We start from the raw sequence: 18,603 nt of genomic DNA, 5'->3' as shown, positions 1-18,603 counted from the left end.
TCACCTCGTACCTTTGTGCGCTTGACCACTCAACCGGGGTGTCGGCGAAGGTCCCGCCGAGTCAACGCTGTTCGGCGGTTGAGGAAGAAGGAGCGCGCCTGTATGGCGTCCCACCGTCGACCCAAGCCTGCGAACCGCACTCGCGTGACCGTGCTCACCGCGACCGCCGCCGCTGCCGTGGCCCTGTCCTCGCAGGCGGCGCATGCCGACCCGAAGCCGACCAAGAGCGAGGTCAAGGCGAAGGTCGACAAGCTGTACGAAGAGGCGGAGAAGGCCACCAACCAGTACAACGGGGCCAAGGAGAAGCAGGACAAGCTCAAGACGCAGGTCGACGACCTCCAGGACACGGTCGCCCGTGGGCAGGCCGATCTCAACAAGGTCCGTGACCAGCTCGGTGCCCTGGCCAGCGCGCAGTACCGCTCGGGCGGCATCGACGAGTCCGTGCAGCTCTTCCTCTCCTCGGACCCGGGCAACTTCCTCGACAAGGCGTCCTCGATGGACCAGCTGAGCGCTCAGCAGGCCGAGGCGCTCAAGACGTTCCAGTCCAAGCAGCGCTCGCTGGCGCAGCAGCGCCAGGAGGCGCAGGACAAGCTCCAGGACCTCGCGGACACGCGCAAGCAGCTGGGTGAGAACAAGAAGGCCGCGCAGGAGAAGCTGGCCGACGCCCAGAAGCTGCTCAACTCGCTCACCGCCCAGGAGCGCGCCGCCCTGCAGCAGGAGGACGCGGAGCGGGCCAACCGCGACAGCAGCCGGCTCGACCTGGGCAATCAGAAGGCCGCCTCCGGCGTCGCCCAGGCCGCGCTCGATGCCGCCAGGACCCGGATAGGCAAGCCGTACGTACGCTCCGGCACGGGACCCAACTCGTTCGACTGCTCCGGTCTGACCTCCTGGGCCTACCGTCAGGCGGGCGTGGAGATCACGAGGACCACGTACACGCAGATCAACCGTGGCACCCAGATATCCCGTAGCGAACTGAAGCCGGGCGACCTCGTCTTCTTCAACTCGACCGAGCACGTGGGCCTCTACGCGGGCGGCGGTGTCGTCCTGCACGCGCCGAAGCCGGGTGCCTATGTGCGGCTGGAGTCGATGTCGACGATCGGCACCTATCAGACCGCGGTCCGCATCTGATCCGTCCGCGGCGGCTTTCGCCCGACTCGCAACTCCTGCGAGTATTGCCCGATTTGGGGCCACGGTGACTGAAGCGCAGTGTCAAGTGACCATTACTGCGCGTGTGAAGTGGGTAAAGAATGTGGCCGGTGACCGAGATTTTTCCTATCGGGATTTGAACTGATCACAAGAAGGTCACTAAGGTCAGGCCTCGTACCTTTGCGCGGTTGATCACTCATCCCGAGTGGCGGCGAAGGTCCCGCCGAGTCAACGCTGTTCGGCGGTTGAGGAAGAAGGAGCTCGCCTTCGTGGCGTCCCACCGTCGACCCAAGCCTGCGAGCCGCACTCGCGTGACCGTGCTCACCGCGACCGCCGCCGCCGCTGTGGCCCTGACCGCCCAGTCCGCGCATGCCGACCCGAAGCCGACCAAGAGCGAGGTCAAGGCGAAGGTCGACAAGCTCTACGAAGAGGCGGAGCAGGCCACCGAGAAGTACAACGGGGCCAAGGAGCAGCAGTCCAAGCTCAAGAAGCAGGTCGACGACCTCCAGGACAACGTCGCCCGCGGACAGGCGGACCTGAACAAGCTGCGCGGTGAACTCGGTGCGCTCGCCAGCGCCCAGTACCGCTCGGGCGGCATCGACCCCTCGGTGCAGCTCTTCCTCTCCTCGGACCCGAGCAACTTCCTGGACAAGGCGTCCTCGATGGACCAGCTGAGCGCTCAGCAGTCCGAGGCCGTCGGCAAGATCCAGTCCAAGCAGCGGTCGCTGGCGCAGCAGCGCCAGGAGGCGCAGGACAAGCTCGCGGACCTCTCCGACACGCGCAAGCAGCTCGGTGAGAAGAAGAAGGAAGTCCAGAGCAAGCTCGCCGGTGCGCAGAAGCTGCTCAACTCCCTGACCGCCGCCGAGCGTTCCGCGCTCAACGCTGCGGACGCCCGCTCCAGCCGTGCCAGCTCCCGTGCGGACCTCGGCAGCGACCTCCCGGCCTCGCAGGTCGGCGGAGCGGCCCTCGCCGCGGCGCAGTCGAAGATAGGTTCGCCCTACGTCTACGGCGCCACGGGTCCGGGTTCCTTCGACTGCTCAGGACTGACCTCCTGGGCGTACGCGCAGGCCGGCGCCTCGATACCGCGCACTTCGCAGGCGCAGGCGAGCGCGGGCACCCCCATCTACTCGACGAGCGCGCTGAAGCCGGGCGACCTCGTCATCTTCTACAGCGACGCGCACCACGTGGGTCTCTACGCGGGCAACGGACAGGTGCTGCACGCCCCGAAGCCCGGCGCCTCCGTCCGCTACGAGTCGATCGGCAACATGCCGTTCAAGCTCGGCGTCCGCATCTGATCGGACTGCCCTCAAAAGCGCTGCCGACACCGCCCAAACGGGCGAATTACGGCAACTCCCGCTGACACCCCGCCCCGTCGGTGACCTGTGGTCTCCGGCGGGGCGTCACTTTGCGTGCCCGGCGGGGTCTTTGGCCGCAGCGTGTTCGCCCGGCTACTGTCTGGCGTCGCAGCTCCCGGACAACAGACCGCCCACCAGGGCGGCAGGGAGCCGCACACAGCGGAAGGGAGTGCGACTCCTGTGGCGTCCCATCGCCGTACCGGACAGTCGGGCCTCACCCACGGCGCCCGCGTCACCGTGCTGTCCGCCGCCGCGGCCACCGCGGCGGCAGCCCTCGGGGCCGCCCCGGCCGCAGCCGACCCGCAGGACACGGCCACCTCCGCGCAGGCCAGGGTCGACGGGCTCTACGCGCAGGCCGAGAAGGCCACCGAGGCGTACAACAAGGCCGGCGAGCGAGCCGGCCGGCTCCGCAAGGAGGTCTCCGCCACCCGCGACAGCGTCGCCCGCGGCCAGGAGCGGCTGAACCGGATGCGCGGCAGGCTCGGCGCCTTCGCCGGCGCCCAGTACCGCTCGGGCGGGATGGACCCCTCGCTCGCGCTGCTGCTCTCCGGGAATCCGGACACCTATCTCGACCAGGCCTCCGCCATCGAGCGCATCGGCGACCGGCAGTCGGGCGAGCTGCGCGAGATCCAGGAGGAGCAGCGCAGGCTCGGACAGCAGCGGGCGGAGGCGGCGCGCCAGCTCGCCGAGCTCGAGGAGTCCAGGACCGCCGTCGCGCGGCACAAGCGGACGGTCGAGACCAAGCTGGCGCAGGCGCGGCGGCTGGTGAACACGATGTCCTCGCAGGACCGGGCGGCGTACGAACACGCCTCGCGCTCCTCCTCGCGCGAGGAGATGCCCGCACTCTCCGGCATGGCCCCCTCCTCGCGCGCGGCGGCAGCGGTGATGGCTGCCCGCCAGGCCGTCGGGCGACCGTACATCTGGGGGGCCAACGGGCCTTCCGGATTCGACTGTTCCGGACTGATGCAGTGGTCGTACGGCCAGGCCGGGGTCGGTCTCCCGCGCACCTCGCAGGAGCAGCGGTACGCCGGGCGCCAGGTCCCGCTGTCCGAGGCGAAACCCGGTGACCTGGTGGTCTACCGCGACGACGCCAGCCACGTCGGGATGTACATGGGCAACGGCCAGGTGGTGCACGCGCCGTATCCGGGCGCCCCGGTGCGCTACGACCCGGTCGGCATGATGCCCATTTCGTCGGTGACGCGGGTCTGAACCGCTCGCGCCGGGCGACGTACGATTCGAAGCGTGGCAGGTCAGGGGCGCGGCGGTTCGCGGCGCAGGAGAAGAGCGGTGGCGCTGGGCGCCGCCGCTCTGGTGCTGGCGTCCGGGTGCGCGGCGCCCGCACAGCCGGACACCACGCGGCAGGACATCCAGACGGTGCTCGACCGGCGGGCCGCCGCGGTCGTCGGCCGTGACGAGAGCGCCTATCTGGCGGCGGTCGATCCCCGCGCCGGGAGTGAACGGGCAACGGAACAGCGCGAGTTCAGGAATCTCGCCGAGGTCCCGCTCGGCTCGTGGGACTACCGGGTGAAGAGCGTACGGCGCACCGGCACCCTGGCCACCGCCGAGATCGACCTGCGCTACCGGATCAAGGGCTACGACCGGGCGCCCGCCGTCTCCGCGCGCACCCTGGAGCTGCGTGCGGACGGCGGCCGCTGGTACATCGCCGCCGACCGGCCGGGCAAGGGCGCGGGTCGCCTGCTCTGGCAGCAGGGCAAGGTCACCGCCGTCGCGGGCGCCCGCAGTCTGGTGCTCGGCGTCGGCCAGCGGGCGGCGCTGCTGCGCGAGGTGGCCGCGGTCGAGGACCGGGCGGTGCCCGCCGTGGACTCCGCGTGGCAGGAGAAGTGGGCGGGCCGGGTGGTCGTCCTCATGCCGTCCTCACTGGAGGCGATGGCCTCGCTGCTGGGCGCGCCGGCCGCCTCGTACCGGGGGATCGCGGCGGTGACCACGGGGGAGGCCGGCGGTTCGGACTCGGCCCCCGCGGACCGGGTCATCGTCAATCCCCAGGCGTACGCGATACTCGGCGCGTTCGGGCAGCGGGTGGTGGCCACGCACGAGACGACCCATGTGGCGACGCGGCAGCACACCACCGCGGCCACGCCGCTCTGGCTCTCCGAGGGCTTCGCCGACTGGGTCGCCTACCGGGGGAGCGGGCGCACCGCCCCACAGGCCGCTCCCGAGCTGCAGAGCGCGGTGCGCGGCGGATCCCTGCCGGCCACGCTCCCCTCCGACGGGGACTTCGGCTTCGGAGGTGACGCGGACCGGCTGGCGCGCGCGTACGAGGGCGGCTGGCTGGCCTGCAAGCTGATCGCCGAGAAGTGGGGCGAGGCGAAACTGACCGCCTTCTACCGGGCCGTCGGCGCACACAAGACGCGCGACGGGGCCGAGGAGAAGGCCATGAACGATGTGCTCGGTACGACGCCTGAGGACTTCGCGGCGCGCTGGCGCGAGTACCTCAGAGACCAACTGGGCTGAGTTCGGCCGCAGTTGACGAAGCGGCGCGCGCCGCGCGCCGCTTCGGCTCGGAGACCGTGTGGATCCACAGGGTGCGGCAGGCGGTCAGCGAGGCGGCGACGAGCAGTCCGTTGCGTACGAGAAGAACCGCGATCCCCAGCGCGTCACTGGCCACCACGTGCGAGAACCAGACGGGGAAGTCCAGGAAGCTGAAGAAGGTGGCGAGCAGCACCAGCCGGGCCGGGAGCGCCATCCGGCTCGTGCGGAAGACCAGGCACGCGGCGGCGAGACCGACCAGCCACAGCATGTACTGGGGGCTGATCACGCGACTGGTGGTGGTGAAGAGCAGGACCGCGGTGAAGGCCGTGTCGCAGGTCGTGCTCGCGCCGAACTTCCGTGCGGTCAGCCGCCAGAACAGCAGCCAGCCGAAGGCGGCGACGGTGAGGGCGAGTGCGAGGGCCGAGACCGTGGAGACGTACGGGCCGAGGAACTCCACCGATCCGTAGTTGAGCAGCACTTGGCCGTGCCACCCGAAGTGCCGGGCCACATGGAAGACCATCGCGCCCAGCGACTCGACCTCCGTGCCGCGGTCGCGCTGGAAGGTGAGGAAGGCCAGCGAGCCCGGCATCACGGCGGCGAAGAACAGGAGCAGACCGACCGCCGTGACGGCGGCGGCGGTCCAGGACGTACGGGTGACGCGCCCGCGCGGGGTGCCCGCGAGCAGCAGCACCGGCCAGACCTTCAGCAGCGTGCCGAGGGCGGCCAGGGCGCCCATGGTGCGCGGGTGGCGGGCGCCGGCGAGCAGGGCGGCGACGGCGACGGCGGTGACCATCAGGTCGTAACGGGCGTACGCGGTCGGTCCGAGCAGCGCGACACCCGCGACCCACACCCAGGCGCCGGCGAGCCGCCTGCCGGGGTGCCGGGCCGCGCGCAGGAGCAGTGCGAGGACCGCCGCGTCGCAGAGGAGGGCGAGGACGAAGAAGGCGGAGGCGTAGGAGAGGAAGGGCAGCAGGGCGGGGGAGAGGATGACGAGCGCGGCGGCCGGCGGGTACTGCCAGGTGACGTCGTCGAGGGGATAGGTGCCGGTCTTCAGGATCTCGTACCAGCCCTGGTAGATCACCGAGACATCGCCCGTGACATCGACACCGGGGGCGGTCAGTACATGGAAGACGCAGAGGAGCAGCACGGCTCTGGTGAGGGCCCAGACCGCGAGGATCGACTTTGTGCTGTTTGCGCCCGGCATGACCCGCCTCATCCGCTTTGGGTGTGTAGGGGAGTCATCATGCCGGGCGGCGCTGTGCGCGAGCCGTCAAGCAGGGCCGTCGGACGCCGAGTCGGAAACGGTACTGTCGGCGGCGATGCACAAGACCTTGATCGTGACCAATGACTTCCCGCCGCGCCCCGGCGGGATCCAGGCGTTCCTGCACAACATGGCGCTGCGCCTGGACCCCGAACAGATCGTCGTCTACGCCTCCACGTGGAAACGCGGCAGCGAGGGCGCCGAGGCGACGGCCGCCTTCGACGCCGAGCAGCCCTTCACGGTCGTACGCGACCGCACGACGATGCTGCTGCCGACCCCGCGCGTCACCCGAAGGGCGACGGAGCTGCTGCGTGAACACGGCTGCAGGTCCGTGTGGTTCGGCGCCGCCGCGCCGCTCGGGCTGATGGCCCCCGCGCTGCGCAAGGCCGGGGCCGAGCGCCTGGTGGCGACCACGCACGGACACGAGGCGGGATGGGCGCAGCTGCCCGCGGCCCGCCAACTGCTGCGCAGGATCGGCGAGTCGACGGACACGATCACCTATCTGGGCGAGTACACGCGCTCGCGCATCGCCTCCGCGCTGACTCCCGAGGCGGCGGGCCGGATGGCCCAACTGCCGCCGGGCGTCGACGAGAAGGCCTTCCACCCCGGCTCGGGCGGCGCCGAGGTCCGGGCCGGGCTGGGGCTCTCCGACCGTCCGGTGGTCGTCTGTGTCTCACGGCTGGTGCCGCGCAAGGGCCAGGACACGCTGATCCTGGCGATGCCCGCGATCCTGGCGAAGGTGCCGGACGCGGTGCTGCTGATCGTCGGCGGCGGGCCGTACGAGGAGGAGCTGCGCAAGCTGGCGGCCGAGACCCGTGTCGTGGACTCCGTCCGCTTCACCGGGTCCGTCCCGTGGGCCGAACTCCCTGCCCACTACGGCGCCGGTGACGTCTTCGCCATGCCCTGCCGTACGCGCAGGGGCGGCCTGGACGTCGAGGGCCTGGGCATCGTGTACCTGGAGGCGTCCGCGACCGGGATCCCGGTGGTCGGCGGGGATTCGGGCGGTGCGCCCGATGCCGTACTCGACGGGGAGACGGGCTGGGTGGTCCGCGGCGGCTCGCCCGAGGACGCGGCCGACCGGATCGTCACGCTGCTCCAGGACCCGGAGCTGCGGCGGCGGATGGGCGAGCGCGGCCGGGCCTGGGTCGAGGAGAAATGGCGCTGGGACCTGCTCGCGGAGAAGTTGAAGGCCCTGCTGTGACGCCCGAGGGGGCGCCGTCCTGACCAGGACAGCGCCCCCTCGACGTACGTACCGAACGGCCTGCTCAGCCGCGGTAGATCGCCTCGATCTCGTCCGCGAAGTCCTTCGCGACCACATTGCGCTTCAGCTTCAGGGACGGCGTGATGTGGCCCGCCTCCTCGGTGAACGTGACCGGCAGGATGCGGAACTTGCGCACCGACTCCGCCTTGGAGACCGCCGCGTTGCCGTCGTCCACCGCCCGCTGCACCTCGGCGATGAGATCGGCGTCGTCACGCAGCGAAGCCGCGGTGGAGGAGGCCGGCTTGCCGTTCTCCTCGGCCCAGCGGCCCAGGAACTCGTCGTCCAGCGTGACCAGCGCGCCCACGAAGGGCCGCCCGTCGCCGACCACCATGCACTCCGCGACCAGGGCGTGCGCCCGGATGCGGTCCTCGATCACCGCGGGGGCGACGTTCTTGCCGCCCGCCGTGACGATGATCTCCTTCTTGCGGCCGGTGATGGCGAGGTAGCCGTCCTCGTCGAGGGTGCCGATGTCGCCGGTGTGGAACCAGCCGTCGGCGAGCGCCTCGGCGGTCGCCGCCTCGTTGTTCCAGTACCCGGAGAACAGGTGCTCGCCGTGGAGCAGCACCTCGCCGTCGTCGGCGATCCGGACGACCGAACCGGGCAGCGGCTGGCCGACCGTGCCGATCTTCTGCCGGTCCCAGGGGTTGAACGCGGTGGCGGCGCAGGACTCGGTCAGTCCGTAGCCCTCCAGGACCGTGAAGCCGATGCCCCGGTAGAAGTGGCCGAGCCGCTCGCCGAGCGGCGCACCGCCCGAGATCGCGTACTCGCCGCGGCCGCCGAGCACCGCGCGCAGCTTGGAGAAGACGAGGCGGTCGAAGACCTTGTGCTTGAACTTCAGCCCGACGGACGGACCCTGGGGGGTGCCGAGCGCGCGGCTGTAGGCGATCGCGGTGTGCGCGGCCTTGTCGAAGATCTTGCCCTTGCCGTCGGCCTGGGCCTTGGCGCGCGCCGAGTTGTAGACCTTCTCGAAGACCCGCGGGACGCCGAGGATCAGCGTCGGGCGGAAGGACGCCAGCTCGTCGGTGAGGTTCTTGATGTCCGGGACGCAGCCGATCTTGATCGGCGCCATCACCGAGGCCACCTCGACCAGCCGGCCGAAGACGTGCGCGGCGGGCAGGAAGAGCAGCACCGAACACTCGCCCGTACGGAACAGGGGCTTGAGCCGCTCGACGATGTTGCCGCACTCCGCGAAGAAGCTGCGGTGGGTCAGCACACAGCCCTTGGGGCGGCCTGTGGTGCCCGAGGTGTAGACGATCGTGGCCGGGTCGTCGGCCTTCGCGCTGGAGCTGCGCTCCTCCACGGTGGCGTCGGGGACGTCGGCGCCCGCGGCGCGCAGCTGGTCGACCGCGCCCTTGTCGATCTGCCAGACGTGCTGGAGGCCGGGCAGGGAATGCCGTACGGAATCGACGGCGAGCGCGTGTGCGTCCGCCTCCACGATCACCGCGACCGCGCCGGAATCACCGAGGATCCACTGCACCTGCTCGGGCGAGCTGGTCTCGTACACCGGCACCGTGACGGCGCCCGCGCTCCAGATCGCGAAGTCCAGCTGCACCCACTCGTAGCGGGTACGGGACATCAGGGCGACCCGGTCGCCGGGCTGGATGCCCGACGCGATCAGGCCCTTCGCCGCCGCTCTGACCTCGGCCAGGAACTGGGTGGCTGTGACATCCGTCCAGACACCCGCCACCTTGCGGCCCATCACCGCCACATCGGGGTGCTGTGCGGCATTGCGGCGGATGAGATCCGTCAGATTGCCGTCCGTAGGGACCTCGTACAGGGCCGGAAGGCTGAACTCGCGCAAGACTGCTGCTCCTCTGGGCGCCATCGCCGCTATTGGACTGCCCGGACGTTACCCGCGAGTAAAGCGTTCCCGATAGGGGGTCCTGGCCAGATGTTCCATGCGTCACATGGATCGGCGGTGCTTCGCGCACAGTAGTCCACCCATATGCGGACTCGGAAGTAATCGCAGGTCCGACCCCCTCTATCCAGTCAAAGGGCATAGTTCTAGGGTGATCGCATGCGCGTGCATGTGGTCAGTGACGTCCATGGCAACACCGAGGGCCTGGCGAGGGCGGGGGACGGTGCCGACGCTCTGATCTGCCTCGGTGACCTGGTGCTCTTCCTCGACTACGCCGATCATTCGCGGGGCATCTTCCCCGAACTCTTCGGCGTCGAGAACGCCGACCGCATCGTGGAGCTGCGCACGGCGAGGCGGTTCGAGGAGGCCCGTGAGCTGGGCAGGTCCCTCTGGTCGGGGATAGACCGGGACTCGGCCATCGAGGGCGCGGTGCGCAAGCAGTACGCCGAAATGTTCGCGGCGCTGCCCACCCCGACGTACGCCACGTACGGCAATGTCGACATCCCGACCCTCTGGCCTCAGTACGCGGGCCCGGGCACCACCGTCCTCGACGGGGAGCGCGTCGAGATCGGCGGCCGGGTCTTCGGCTTCGTCGGCGGCGGACTGCGCACCCCGATGCGCACCCCCTTCGAGATCAGCGACGAGGAGTACGCGGCCAAGATCGAGGCCATCGGCGAGGTCGACGTGCTCTGCTCGCACATCCCGCCCGAGGTCCCCGAGCTGGTGTACGACACCGTGGCGCGCCGCTTTGAGCGCGGCAGCAAGGCGCTGCTGGAAGCGATCCGGCGCACGAAACCGCGGTACGCGCTCTTCGGCCACGTCCACCAGCCGCTCGCCCAGCGGGTCCGTATCGGCCGCACGGAATGCGTGAACGTGGGCCACTTCGCCTCGTCCGGCCGCCCCTGGGCGCTGGAGTGGTGAACTGCGCACACGCGATAGCCTGCAGAGCACATACGTCACCCCCCTGCCGGATCCCGCACTGGAGGCTCCACCGCGATGGCTGAACACACCAGCTCGAGCATCACGATCGAGGCTGCACCGGCCGACGTCATGGGGGTGATCGCGGACTTCGCCCGCTACCCGGAGTGGACCGGCGAGGTCAAGGAGGCCGAGGTCCTCACCAGCGACGACAAGGGGCGCGCCGAGAAGGTGCGCCTCGTCCTCGACGCCGGGGCGATCAAGGACGACCACACCCTCGCGTACACCTGGACCGGCGAGAACGAGGTCAGCTGGACGCTGGTCAAGTCGCAGATGCTGCGCTCACTCGACGGTTCGTACCGGCTCAGCTCCAAGGGCGAGGGCACCGAGGTCACCTACCAGCTGACCGTCGACGTCAAGATCCCGATGCTCGGCATGATCAAGCGCAAGGCGGAGAAGGTCATCATCGACCGCGCCCTGGCGGGTCTGAAGAAGCGTGTGGAGAGCGAGCGAGAGGCCTGATGTCCGGCCCCTCCACGGTCCTCGTCACCGGCTCGGGCGGCAGTGGCCGTACGACCGTCGCGGCGGCGACCGCGCTCGCGGCCGCCCGTGGCGGCCGGCGGGTGCTGCTGCTGACCGACGGCGCGCCGCCGGTCTTCGGCGAACCGGGGCTGACCGTCTCGCGGATCGACTCCGGGGCCCATTTCCGCAGTGAACTGATGGCGCTCCAGGAGCGCTCCGCCGTCGCGCTCGACCTGCTCGGTGCGGACCGCCTCGACGAGGGCGAGCTGACCGAACTGCCGGGAGCCGAGCAGTTCGCGCTGCTCAGTGCCCTGCTGGAGGCGTCCGCAGGCGAGAGCGACCTGGTCGTCGTCGACATGCCGCCGACAGCGCAGGCCCTCGCCGTACTGGCCCTGCCCGAGCAGCTGCGCCGCTATCTGCGCCGCCTCGTCCCGCCCGAGCGCCAGGCGGCCAGGGCGCTGCGGCCGATGCTGGCGCAGCTCGCCGGCGTACCGATGCCGGCGCAGTGGCTGTACGAGACCGCGGCGCGCTGGCAGCTCCAACTGGCCGCCGTACAGGCCGTGACAGACGACCCCGGCACCGTCGTACGGCTCGTCGCGGAGCCGGGGCCCGCCGCCACCGAGGCGCTGCGCAGCGCCAGGCTCGGTCTCGCGCTGCACGGCCACACCCTCGACATGGTCACCGCCAACCGGCTGCTGCCCACGGAATCGCCCGACCCCTGGCTGTCCGCGCTCGCAGCCCAGCAGCAGGAACACCTGAAGGCGATGTACGCCGACTTCGGCGACGTCACCGAACTCCCGCACCTCGGCCGCGACCCGCGCTCCGCCGACGACCTGCACCTCATCGGGCGCCCTGACGCACCGATCGCGGCGGGCCCCGGCTGGACGGTCGAGGACCGGCGCGGCGAGGACGGCGAAGGCGGCGGGGTGCTCGTATGGCGGCTGCCGCTGCCCGGAGCGTCCAAGGACGACCTCGGTCTGGTCCGGCGCGGGGACGAACTCCTGCTCACCGTCGGCCCGTTCCGCAGAATCGTCCCCCTGCCCTCCGCGCTGCGCCGCTGCACGGTGTCGGGCGCGGGGCTCTCGGACGGGGTGCTGAGCGTACGGTTCACGCCGGATCCCGCTCTGTGGCCGCAGACACGGTGAACGCCGTACGCCCATTCGGGTAACGTCGAGTGCAGGCACCAGAGCCCCCGTCCCTCCGCAGGAGTCCGTCATGAGCGAAGACACCGAGCGTCCCGCCACCGACTCGGACGCCTGGGAGAAGGCGTGCGCGGAGGACCTGGCCGCCGAGAAGGCCCGGCGCCGTACGCAGTACGGCACGCCGCCCGGATCGGCCGCCGAAGAGCTGCGCAAACTGCTCGACGCCGTCGCCGACAAGGTCACCTCCTTCCAGTCCTCGCTGCCCGGAATGGCCGCGCAGGGCGCCGTGCAGCAGGTGCTCAATCAGGCCAAGGCCGCGGTCGAGCCCGTCATCGAGCGCAACCCCGACGTCTTCGACCACCTCGCGGCGGCCGGCGGCGAACTCCTCGCGGCCTATCGCTCGGCGGTGGAGAACCACGAGAAGCGCTGGACGAACGACCCCAAGAAGGACGAAGGCGACAGCGGCGCAGCCGAGCACATCGACCTCGACTGACACCCCTTGGGTATGGTTGGGCGTAGCGGGGCTCGACCGAAAACTGAGGGACTAATGGGACTCACCATCGGCGTCGATATCGGCGGCACGAAGATCGCGGCCGGAGTGGTCGATGAGGAAGGCAACATCCTCTCGACATTCAAGGTGCCGACGCCCAGCACGGCGCCGTCCATCGTGGACGCGATCGCATCGGCCGTGGAAGGCGCCAGGGCCGGGCACGAGATCGTCGGCGTGGGTATCGGCGCCGCGGGATACGTCAACCGTCAGCGTTCCACCGTGTACTTCGCGCCGAACATCGACTGGCGGCAGGAGCCGCTGAAGGCCAAGGTCGAGGAGCGCGTGGGGCTGCCGGTCGTCGTCGAGAACGACGCGAACGCGGCCGCCTGGGGCGAGTACAAGTTCGGTGCCGGCAAGGGCCACCGCAACGTCATCTGCATCACGCTCGGCACCGGTCTCGGTGGCGGCATCATCATCGGCAACAAGCTGCGCCGCGGCCACTTCGGCGTCGCCGCCGAGTTCGGCCACATCCGGATGGTCCCCGACGGTCTGCTCTGCGGCTGCGGGAGCCAGGGCTGCTGGGAGCAGTACGCCTCGGGCCGGGCGCTCGTCCGGTACGCGATGCAGCGCGCCAACGCCACCCCGGAGAACGCCGAGTACCTGCTCTCGCTGGGCGACGGCACCCCCGAGGGCATTGAGGGCAAGCACATCTCGATGGCCGCGCGCCAGGGCGACCTGGTCGCCGTCGACTCCTACCGCGAGCTGGCCCGCTGGGCCGGTGCCGGTCTCGCCGACCTGGCCTCGCTCTTCGACCCGTCGGCGTTCATCGTCGGCGGCGGTCTCTCGGACGAGGGCGAACTGGTCCTCGACCCGATCCGCAAGTCGTACAAGCGCTGGCTGGTGGGCGGCAACTGGCGCCCGGTGGCCGACGTGATCGCCGCCCAGCTCGGCAACAAGGCCGGACTGGTCGGAGCGGCCGACCTGGCGCGGGAGCCCGACCCCGTCATGTGACCGCACGACCGCTTGCGACTCTGCCCGCCGTGCCCCCTGGGGACCCGGCGGGCATCGTCGTATCGTGGCGCCCATGGTGATCACCGAACTTCCCAACTCCCGCACCGAGCCGGACGGTTCGGCCGTGATCCGGGTGCTCAGCTACAACATCCGCTCGATGCGCGACGACCGCGAGGCGCTGGTACGGGTGATCCGTGCCTGCGAGCCCGATCTGGTCCTGATCCAGGAGGCGCCGCGCTTCTTCCGCTGGCGCAAGCGGGCGGCCTGGCTGGCCTCGCAGACCGACCTGGTGGTGCTCGGCGGCGGGGCGACCGCTTCGGGGCCGCTGCTGCTGTGTTCGCTGCGGGCCACGGTGGAGCGTACGGAGGACGTACTGCTGCCGCGTACGCCCGGACTGCACCAGCGCGGGTTCGCGACCGCTGTCGTACGGATCGGGGCCGCCCGGATCGGGCTGCTCAGCTGCCACTTGAGCCTGCGGAGCGACGAGCGGTACGCCCAGGCCGGGCTGCTGCTCGAGCGACTGGAGGCGATGGACGTCCCGTACGCGATCGCGGGCGGCGACCTGAACGAAGGCCCTGGGGGGCGGAGCTTCCGGCGGCTGGCGGAACGGATGCAGGACTGCTGGGCGGCGAAGCCGTGGGGTGGCGAGCACACGTCTCCGGCCGCGGCGCCGCGGCAGCGTATCGACGCGTTGTTCGCGACGCCGGGGGTCGAAGTGCTGGGCTGCGGGGTGCCGTTGGGGATCTCGGACGCTGATCTGCGCGCGGCGACGGATCACCTGCCGGTGCTGGCGGCGGTGCGGGTGCCGGCGGCGTGACGGGGGCTCTGCCCCCGTGCCCCCGCTCCTCGATCGCCGGAGGGGTGCGAACGAAGTCCAGCAAAAATCAGCCCGTCCGGCGATTGAGGACGAGCGGCCGAAGGGCCGCGATCGGGGGTGCAGGGGGCGCAGCCCCCGCTTACCGGGAGCCCCCCCGGCCTCAGACCACCGCGCCGCGCCCCGGATCGTCCCCGTCCTCGTCATCGTGCTTCATCCGCGCCACCAGCGTCCCGAACCCGCCGAGGAAGCCGCCGACCCCGAGCAGCGTGAGCCACCACGTCATCTCCCAGCCGAGGAGTACGGCCAGGAGCAGCAGCACGGGACCGCCGACCACGGCCAGCCAGGCGAACTTGGAGGTGACATCGGCCTCCGGGAGCTCCGGGTCCGGCGGGACGAAGTGGCCCTCGTCGCTGTCGTCGAGGTCGTCGTCCTTGGGCTCGGCCACGCTGAAGTCACGCGGGCCGCCGACCCCGGGGGCGAAGACCACCGAGCTGCCCAACGCCGGCTTCTCGGGCTTCTCCGGCTTCGTGGCGGGAGAAGGCGTCTCGTTGACGTCGTCCTCCAGGAGGGCGAGGTCTTCCACCGACTTGAACGGCTTGGTGCCCGTGGGGTCCTTCGGCTCCTCGCCGTACCCCGCGACAATCGCCGCCCAGACCGCTTCCTCGTCGATCGGCTGCGGCTCGCGCTCAGCGTCGTTCTCAGCCACCTGTGGTGCTCCCCTTCTTCCCGACACTCGGAGCGAGGCGGCCGATGAACGCGTAACTCTTCTCGAAAATCCGCTCCGCATCGTGGTCCAACGTCGCGACGTGGTAGCTCTGTTCCAGCAGGATCTCCTCGACATCGGTCGACGAGATCCGGCCCAGGATGCGCGCCGAGTCGACCGGCGGCACCACATGGTCCTGCGGGCTGTGCAGCAGCACCACAGGCTGGGTGACCTGTGGAAGGTCGCGGTCGACCAGCTTGCAGAAGTTACGGAAGGAGTGGGCCGCGTGCAGCGGCACCCGGTCGTAACCGACCTCCTCCGAGCCTTCGAGGGCGATGTCGCTGGCGATACCGGGCGTGGAGCGGACCAGATGCCGGACCACAGGCAGCGCCTGCGCCGCCAGGCCGTGCACCTTGTTCGCCGGGTTGACGAGGACCAGGCCGGCGACCGCGTCCCCGTGTTTGGCGGCGAGCCGCAGCGTGAGGGTGCCGCCCATGGAGAGGCCGAAGACGAAGACCGTGGTGCACCGCTCCAGCAGAGCGCGCAGCTCGCGGTCGACCTCCGCGTACCAGTCCTGCCAGCCGGTGAGCTGCATGTCCTGCCAGCGGGTGCCGTGACCGGGCAGCAGCGGCAGCGAGACGGTCAGGCCGCGCTCCGCCAGATACTCCGCCCAGGGGCGCAGCGACTGGGGGGAACCGGTGAAGCCGTGACAGAGGAGGACGCCGACCTCGCCGCCCTCGTGGCGGTAGGGCTCGGCTCCAGGAAGGACCGGCACCAGGGCCTCCTGCGTGTGTGATGGGGAAGTTCTACTCACCGTACGCGACCGGACCGACACCGACCAGGGCCGTCGTCCGCTCGGAAAGAGAGCGCGGGCCGCCCACGGGATAGGGTCGGGGCGGGCATATACAGGAGGAACCCGAGTTGATCTACGGCGCAATGAAGTTCTCCATCGGGGGATCCCTGAAGCTGGCTTTCAGGCCCTGGGTGGAGGGGATCGAGAACATTCCCGTCGAGGGGCCTGCGATCCTGGCGAGCAACCACCTGTCCTTCTCGGACTCCTTCTTCCTGCCCGCGGTCCTGGACCGCAAGGTCACCTTCATCGCGAAGGCGGAGTACTTCACTTCGCCCGGGGTGAAGGGCAAGCTGACCGCGGCCTTCTTCAAGGGCGTCGGCCAGCTGCCGGTGGACCGCTCGGGCGGTCGCGGTGCGGGTGAGGCGGCGATCAAGGCCGGCATCAACGTCATCGAGGGCGGCGGCCTCTTCGGTATCTACCCGGAGGGCACGCGCTCGCCCGACGGCCGCCTCTACCGGGGCAAGCCCGGTGGCCTGGCGCGCGTGGCACTGGCCACGGGGGCGCCCGTCATCCCGGTCGCGATGATCGACACCGAGAAGATCCAGCCGCCGGGACAGGTGATGCCCAAGCTGATGAGGCCGGGCATCAAGATCGGCAAGCCGCTGGACTTCAGCCGGTACCACGGCATGGAGAACGACCGCTTCATCCTGCGTTCGGTGACCGACGAGGTCATGTACGAGATCATGAAGCTCTCCGGCCAGGAGTACGTCGACATCTACGCGACCGCGGCCAAGCGCCAGATCGCGGACGCGGCGAAGGCGGAGAAGGCCGAGAAGGCGGCGAAGGCCGAAAAGGCCGGCAAGGCTTAGGGGCAACAGCCCATGGGGGTGGGGGAGATGACCAGACGCGAGAAGAGCGACCGCGTCATACGGATGTCGGTCGAGCAGCCGCTGTGGCGTGCTCTGACCGGCTACCGCGTGCTGACCATGGTGTACGCGATCGTGCTGTTCGGCTCGGCCTGGGAGAAGTTCGTACGCCCCTGGATAGCCGTCGGCTATCTCTCCGTGCTCGCCGTCTGGACCCTGGCCACGCTCCCCAGGGTCGCCAACGCCGTCAGCTGCACCAAACGCTTCCTCACCGCCGACCTGACGGTCGCGCTCGTCGGCATCCTGCTGACCCCCATCACCGATGCCCACCAACGCATCGTGGAGGGCGGTCCGACGCTGCCGTCCATATGGACCGCGGGCTCCGTCATCGCCTTCGCGATCAAGGGCGGCTGGCGGTGGGCGGGATTCGCCTCCTCGCTGGTCGCCGTCGCCAATATCGTCGAGCGCGGCCGGCCCACCCAGGACACCCTGCACAACATCCTGCTGGTGTGGATCGCCTCCATCGCGATCGGCTACATCGTCGAGGTCGCCCGCGCCTCCGAGCGCACCCTCGCCCGCGCCCTGGAGATCGAGGCGGCGACGCGTGAGCGCGAGCGCCTCGCCCGGGACATCCACGACGGTGTCCTGCAGGTCCTTGCCATGGTGCAGCGCCGCGGGAACGCGCTGGGCGGCGAGGCGGCGGAGCTCGGCCGGATGGCGGGGGAGCAGGAGGTCGCCCTGCGGACCCTGGTCTCCAGCGGTCTTCTGCCCGCCCAGGGCGGGCCGCCGCGCGAGGAGTCCGGCCCGGGGGCCGAGGCGGCAGGCCCGTGCGACGTACGGACGCTGCTCGCTCCGCACGCGGGGTCGCGGATCACCCTCTCGGACCCGGGTGCCCCGGTGATGCTTCCTGCCGCCGCCGCGATGGAGCTGGCGTCCGCTGTCAGTGCCGCCCTGGACAATGTCCGCAGGCACGCGGGCGAGGACGCCCAGGCCTGGATCCTGGTCGAGGACGAACCGGACGAGGTGATCGTGACCGTACGGGACGACGGCCCGGGCATCCCGGCAGGGCGGCTCGCGGTGGCCGAGGGCGAAGGACGGCTGGGCGTCGCCCAGTCGATCCGGGGGCGGTTGCGGGATCTGGGCGGCACGGCCGAACTGATCTCGGTTCCGGGGCAGGGCACGGAAGTAGAACTGAAGGTTCCACGGGGGAAGGCAGGACAGGGAAGATGACCGAGCAGCAGACGATCAAGGTGATGGTGGTCGACGACCACCCGATGTGGCGGGACGCGGTCGCCCGCGACCTGGCGGCGGCGGGCTTCGACGTGGTCGCCACGGCGGGGGACGGACCGCAGGCGGTCCGCAGGGCGACGGCCGTCGATCCCGACGTCCTGGTCCTGGACCTGAATCTGCCCGGCATGCCCGGCGTCCAGGTCTGCAAGGAGCTCGTCTCCACCGATCCGGGGCTGCGCGTGCTGGTGCTCTCCGCGAGCGGTGAGCACGCCGACGTACTGGAAGCGGTGAAATCCGGGGCGACGGGCTATCTGCTGAAGTCGGCCAGCACCGAGGAGCTGACCGACGCCGTCCGGAGGACCGCCGTCGGCGACCCCGTCTTCACCCCCGGCCTCGCGGGCCTGGTGCTCGGCGAGTACCGCCGGCTGGCCTCCGACCCGGCGCCCGCGGGCGCCGACGAACCCAAGGTCCCGCAGCTCACCGACCGCGAGACCGAGGTGCTGCGCCTGGTCGCCAAGGGGCTGAGCTACAAGCAGATCGCCGAGCGCCTCGTCATCTCCCACCGCACGGTGCAGAACCACGTCCAGAACACCCTGGGCAAGCTTCAGTTGCACAACCGCGTGGAGCTCGTCCGCTATGCGATAGAGCGCGGTCTGGACGATGCCTGACGCTCTCTAGTGACGTGGGTCACCTCACCCGTAGCTTGGGACGCACGACATCTTCCACAGTGAAGGGACGTG

General features: G+C 70.5%; 18 protein-coding genes. 14 read left to right on the top strand and 4 right to left on the bottom strand.

Annotated features, from left to right (window positions below; genetic code table 11):
* Positions 1-102 precede the first annotated feature (102 nt).
* The 4 genes from AB0H78_RS29940 (at position 103) to AB0H78_RS29925 (ending at position 4,973) form a co-directional block, all read left to right on the top strand.
* Entirely contained in the window at positions 103-1,128 is a 1,026-nt protein-coding gene (locus AB0H78_RS29940; RefSeq protein WP_363237772.1) for an NlpC/P60 family protein, read from the top strand.
* Between the two features lie 287 nt (positions 1,129-1,415).
* Entirely contained in the window at positions 1,416-2,441 is a 1,026-nt protein-coding gene (locus AB0H78_RS29935) for an NlpC/P60 family protein (RefSeq protein WP_363237771.1), read from the top strand.
* Positions 2,442-2,681: 240 nt separating this feature from the next.
* Positions 2,682-3,710: an NlpC/P60 family protein gene (locus tag AB0H78_RS29930; protein WP_363237770.1), complete on the top strand. Its 1,029-nt coding sequence runs from the start codon at positions 2,682-2,684 to the stop codon at positions 3,708-3,710.
* Between the two features lie 33 nt (positions 3,711-3,743).
* Positions 3,744-4,973: a hypothetical protein gene (locus AB0H78_RS29925; RefSeq protein ID WP_363237769.1), complete on the top strand. Its 1,230-nt coding sequence runs from the start codon at positions 3,744-3,746 to the stop codon at positions 4,971-4,973.
* On the opposite strand, the gene AB0H78_RS29920 is transcribed toward AB0H78_RS29925, so the two are convergent.
* Entirely contained in the window at positions 4,954-6,195 is a 1,242-nt protein-coding gene (locus tag AB0H78_RS29920) for a glycosyltransferase 87 family protein (RefSeq protein ID WP_363237768.1), read from the bottom strand. The genes AB0H78_RS29925 and AB0H78_RS29920 overlap by 20 nt on opposite strands.
* Positions 6,196-6,310: 115 nt before the next feature.
* Here AB0H78_RS29920 and AB0H78_RS29915 point away from each other — a divergent pair, with 115 nt between their 5' ends.
* Positions 6,311-7,453, top strand: a complete 1,143-nt coding sequence (locus AB0H78_RS29915) for a glycosyltransferase family 4 protein (RefSeq protein WP_363237767.1) — start codon at positions 6,311-6,313, stop codon at positions 7,451-7,453.
* 64 nt (positions 7,454-7,517) lie between these two features.
* Here the strand turns inward: AB0H78_RS29915 and AB0H78_RS29910 are convergent, their stop codons facing one another.
* Positions 7,518-9,314: an AMP-dependent synthetase/ligase gene (locus AB0H78_RS29910; protein ID WP_363237766.1), complete on the bottom strand. Its 1,797-nt coding sequence runs from the start codon at positions 9,312-9,314 to the stop codon at positions 7,518-7,520.
* Between the two features lie 216 nt (positions 9,315-9,530).
* Here AB0H78_RS29910 and AB0H78_RS29905 point away from each other — a divergent pair, with 216 nt between their 5' ends.
* The 6 genes from AB0H78_RS29905 to AB0H78_RS29880 all read left to right on the top strand — a co-directional run bounded on the left by AB0H78_RS29905 (position 9,531) and on the right by AB0H78_RS29880 (position 14,271).
* Positions 9,531-10,292 carry a metallophosphoesterase gene (locus AB0H78_RS29905; RefSeq protein ID WP_363237765.1) on the top strand — a complete coding sequence of 254 codons (762 nt, stop codon included), beginning with the start codon at positions 9,531-9,533 and terminating at the stop codon, positions 10,290-10,292.
* A gap of 75 nt (positions 10,293-10,367) precedes the next feature.
* A complete protein-coding gene (locus AB0H78_RS29900) occupies positions 10,368-10,811 on the top strand; it encodes an SRPBCC family protein (protein ID WP_363237764.1) in 444 nt (147 codons plus the stop codon).
* Positions 10,811-11,956, top strand: a complete 1,146-nt coding sequence (locus tag AB0H78_RS29895) for an ArsA-related P-loop ATPase (protein ID WP_363237763.1) — start codon at positions 10,811-10,813, stop codon at positions 11,954-11,956. Before AB0H78_RS29900 ends, AB0H78_RS29895 begins: the two co-directional genes overlap by 1 nt.
* A gap of 70 nt (positions 11,957-12,026) precedes the next feature.
* Positions 12,027-12,446 (top strand): DUF5304 domain-containing protein, encoded by a 420-nt coding sequence (locus AB0H78_RS29890; RefSeq protein ID WP_363237762.1) that lies wholly within the window; start codon positions 12,027-12,029, stop codon positions 12,444-12,446.
* 54 nt (positions 12,447-12,500) lie between these two features.
* Positions 12,501-13,454 (top strand): ROK family glucokinase, encoded by a 954-nt coding sequence (locus AB0H78_RS29885; protein WP_363237761.1) that lies wholly within the window; start codon positions 12,501-12,503, stop codon positions 13,452-13,454.
* A 73-nt stretch (positions 13,455-13,527) separates the two neighbouring features.
* Positions 13,528-14,271, top strand: a complete 744-nt coding sequence (locus AB0H78_RS29880; protein ID WP_363237760.1) for an endonuclease/exonuclease/phosphatase family protein — start codon at positions 13,528-13,530, stop codon at positions 14,269-14,271.
* Between the two features lie 160 nt (positions 14,272-14,431).
* Here AB0H78_RS29880 and AB0H78_RS29875 read toward each other — a convergent pair whose 3' ends face one another.
* Together AB0H78_RS29875 and AB0H78_RS29870 are read right to left on the bottom strand one after the other, a co-directional pair.
* Entirely contained in the window at positions 14,432-15,058 is a 627-nt protein-coding gene (locus AB0H78_RS29875) for a hypothetical protein (protein WP_363237759.1), read from the bottom strand.
* Positions 14,970-15,749, bottom strand: a complete 780-nt coding sequence (locus AB0H78_RS29870) for an alpha/beta fold hydrolase (protein ID WP_363237758.1) — start codon at positions 15,747-15,749, stop codon at positions 14,970-14,972. Before AB0H78_RS29870 ends, AB0H78_RS29875 begins: the two co-directional genes overlap by 89 nt.
* Before the next feature lie 146 nt (positions 15,750-15,895).
* Here AB0H78_RS29870 and AB0H78_RS29865 point away from each other — a divergent pair, with 146 nt between their 5' ends.
* From AB0H78_RS29865 to AB0H78_RS29855, 3 genes are read left to right on the top strand one after another with little or no spacing between them, the layout of a single operon-like run.
* Positions 15,896-16,636 (top strand): lysophospholipid acyltransferase family protein, encoded by a 741-nt coding sequence (locus AB0H78_RS29865; RefSeq protein WP_363237757.1) that lies wholly within the window; start codon positions 15,896-15,898, stop codon positions 16,634-16,636.
* Between the two features lie 27 nt (positions 16,637-16,663).
* Positions 16,664-17,863 carry a DUF5931 domain-containing protein gene (locus AB0H78_RS29860; protein ID WP_363237756.1) on the top strand — a complete coding sequence of 400 codons (1,200 nt, stop codon included), beginning with the start codon at positions 16,664-16,666 and terminating at the stop codon, positions 17,861-17,863.
* On the top strand, positions 17,860-18,531 hold the full coding sequence (locus AB0H78_RS29855; protein WP_363237755.1) for a response regulator transcription factor: 672 nt from the start codon (positions 17,860-17,862) through the stop codon (positions 18,529-18,531). The genes AB0H78_RS29860 and AB0H78_RS29855 overlap by 4 nt, the downstream gene beginning before the upstream one ends.
* Positions 18,532-18,603 lie beyond the last annotated feature (72 nt).

The organism is Streptomyces sp. NPDC050738 (assembly GCF_040654175.1).
Taxonomy (GTDB): Bacteria; Actinomycetota; Actinomycetes; order Streptomycetales; family Streptomycetaceae; genus Streptomyces.
The sequence above is the reverse complement of the archived record's forward strand: the minus strand, read 5'-3'. Positions and strand labels throughout refer to the sequence as shown.

Excerpts from the sequence above, each read along its gene's own strand:
- AB0H78_RS29895 (WP_363237763.1), top strand. The coding sequence starts at position 10,811 with ATGTCCGGCCCCTCCACGGTCCTCGTCACCGGCTCGGGCGGCAGTGGC.
- AB0H78_RS29905 (WP_363237765.1), top strand. The coding sequence starts at position 9,531 with ATGCGCGTGCATGTGGTCAGTGACGTCCATGGCAACACCGAGGGCCTG.
- AB0H78_RS29890 (WP_363237762.1), top strand. The coding sequence starts at position 12,027 with ATGAGCGAAGACACCGAGCGTCCCGCCACCGACTCGGACGCCTGGGAG.
- AB0H78_RS29875 (WP_363237759.1), bottom strand. The coding sequence starts at position 15,058 with ATGCGGAGCGGATTTTCGAGAAGAGTTACGCGTTCATCGGCCGCCTCG.
- AB0H78_RS29855 (WP_363237755.1), top strand. The coding sequence starts at position 17,860 with ATGACCGAGCAGCAGACGATCAAGGTGATGGTGGTCGACGACCACCCG.
- AB0H78_RS29940 (WP_363237772.1), top strand. The coding sequence starts at position 103 with ATGGCGTCCCACCGTCGACCCAAGCCTGCGAACCGCACTCGCGTGACC.
- AB0H78_RS29880 (WP_363237760.1), top strand. The coding sequence starts at position 13,528 with ATGGTGATCACCGAACTTCCCAACTCCCGCACCGAGCCGGACGGTTCG.
- AB0H78_RS29920 (WP_363237768.1), bottom strand. The coding sequence starts at position 6,195 with ATGCCGGGCGCAAACAGCACAAAGTCGATCCTCGCGGTCTGGGCCCTC.
- AB0H78_RS29860 (WP_363237756.1), top strand. The coding sequence starts at position 16,664 with ATGACCAGACGCGAGAAGAGCGACCGCGTCATACGGATGTCGGTCGAG.
- AB0H78_RS29885 (WP_363237761.1), top strand. The coding sequence starts at position 12,501 with ATGGGACTCACCATCGGCGTCGATATCGGCGGCACGAAGATCGCGGCC.
- AB0H78_RS29915 (WP_363237767.1), top strand. The coding sequence starts at position 6,311 with ATGCACAAGACCTTGATCGTGACCAATGACTTCCCGCCGCGCCCCGGC.
- AB0H78_RS29900 (WP_363237764.1), top strand. The coding sequence starts at position 10,368 with ATGGCTGAACACACCAGCTCGAGCATCACGATCGAGGCTGCACCGGCC.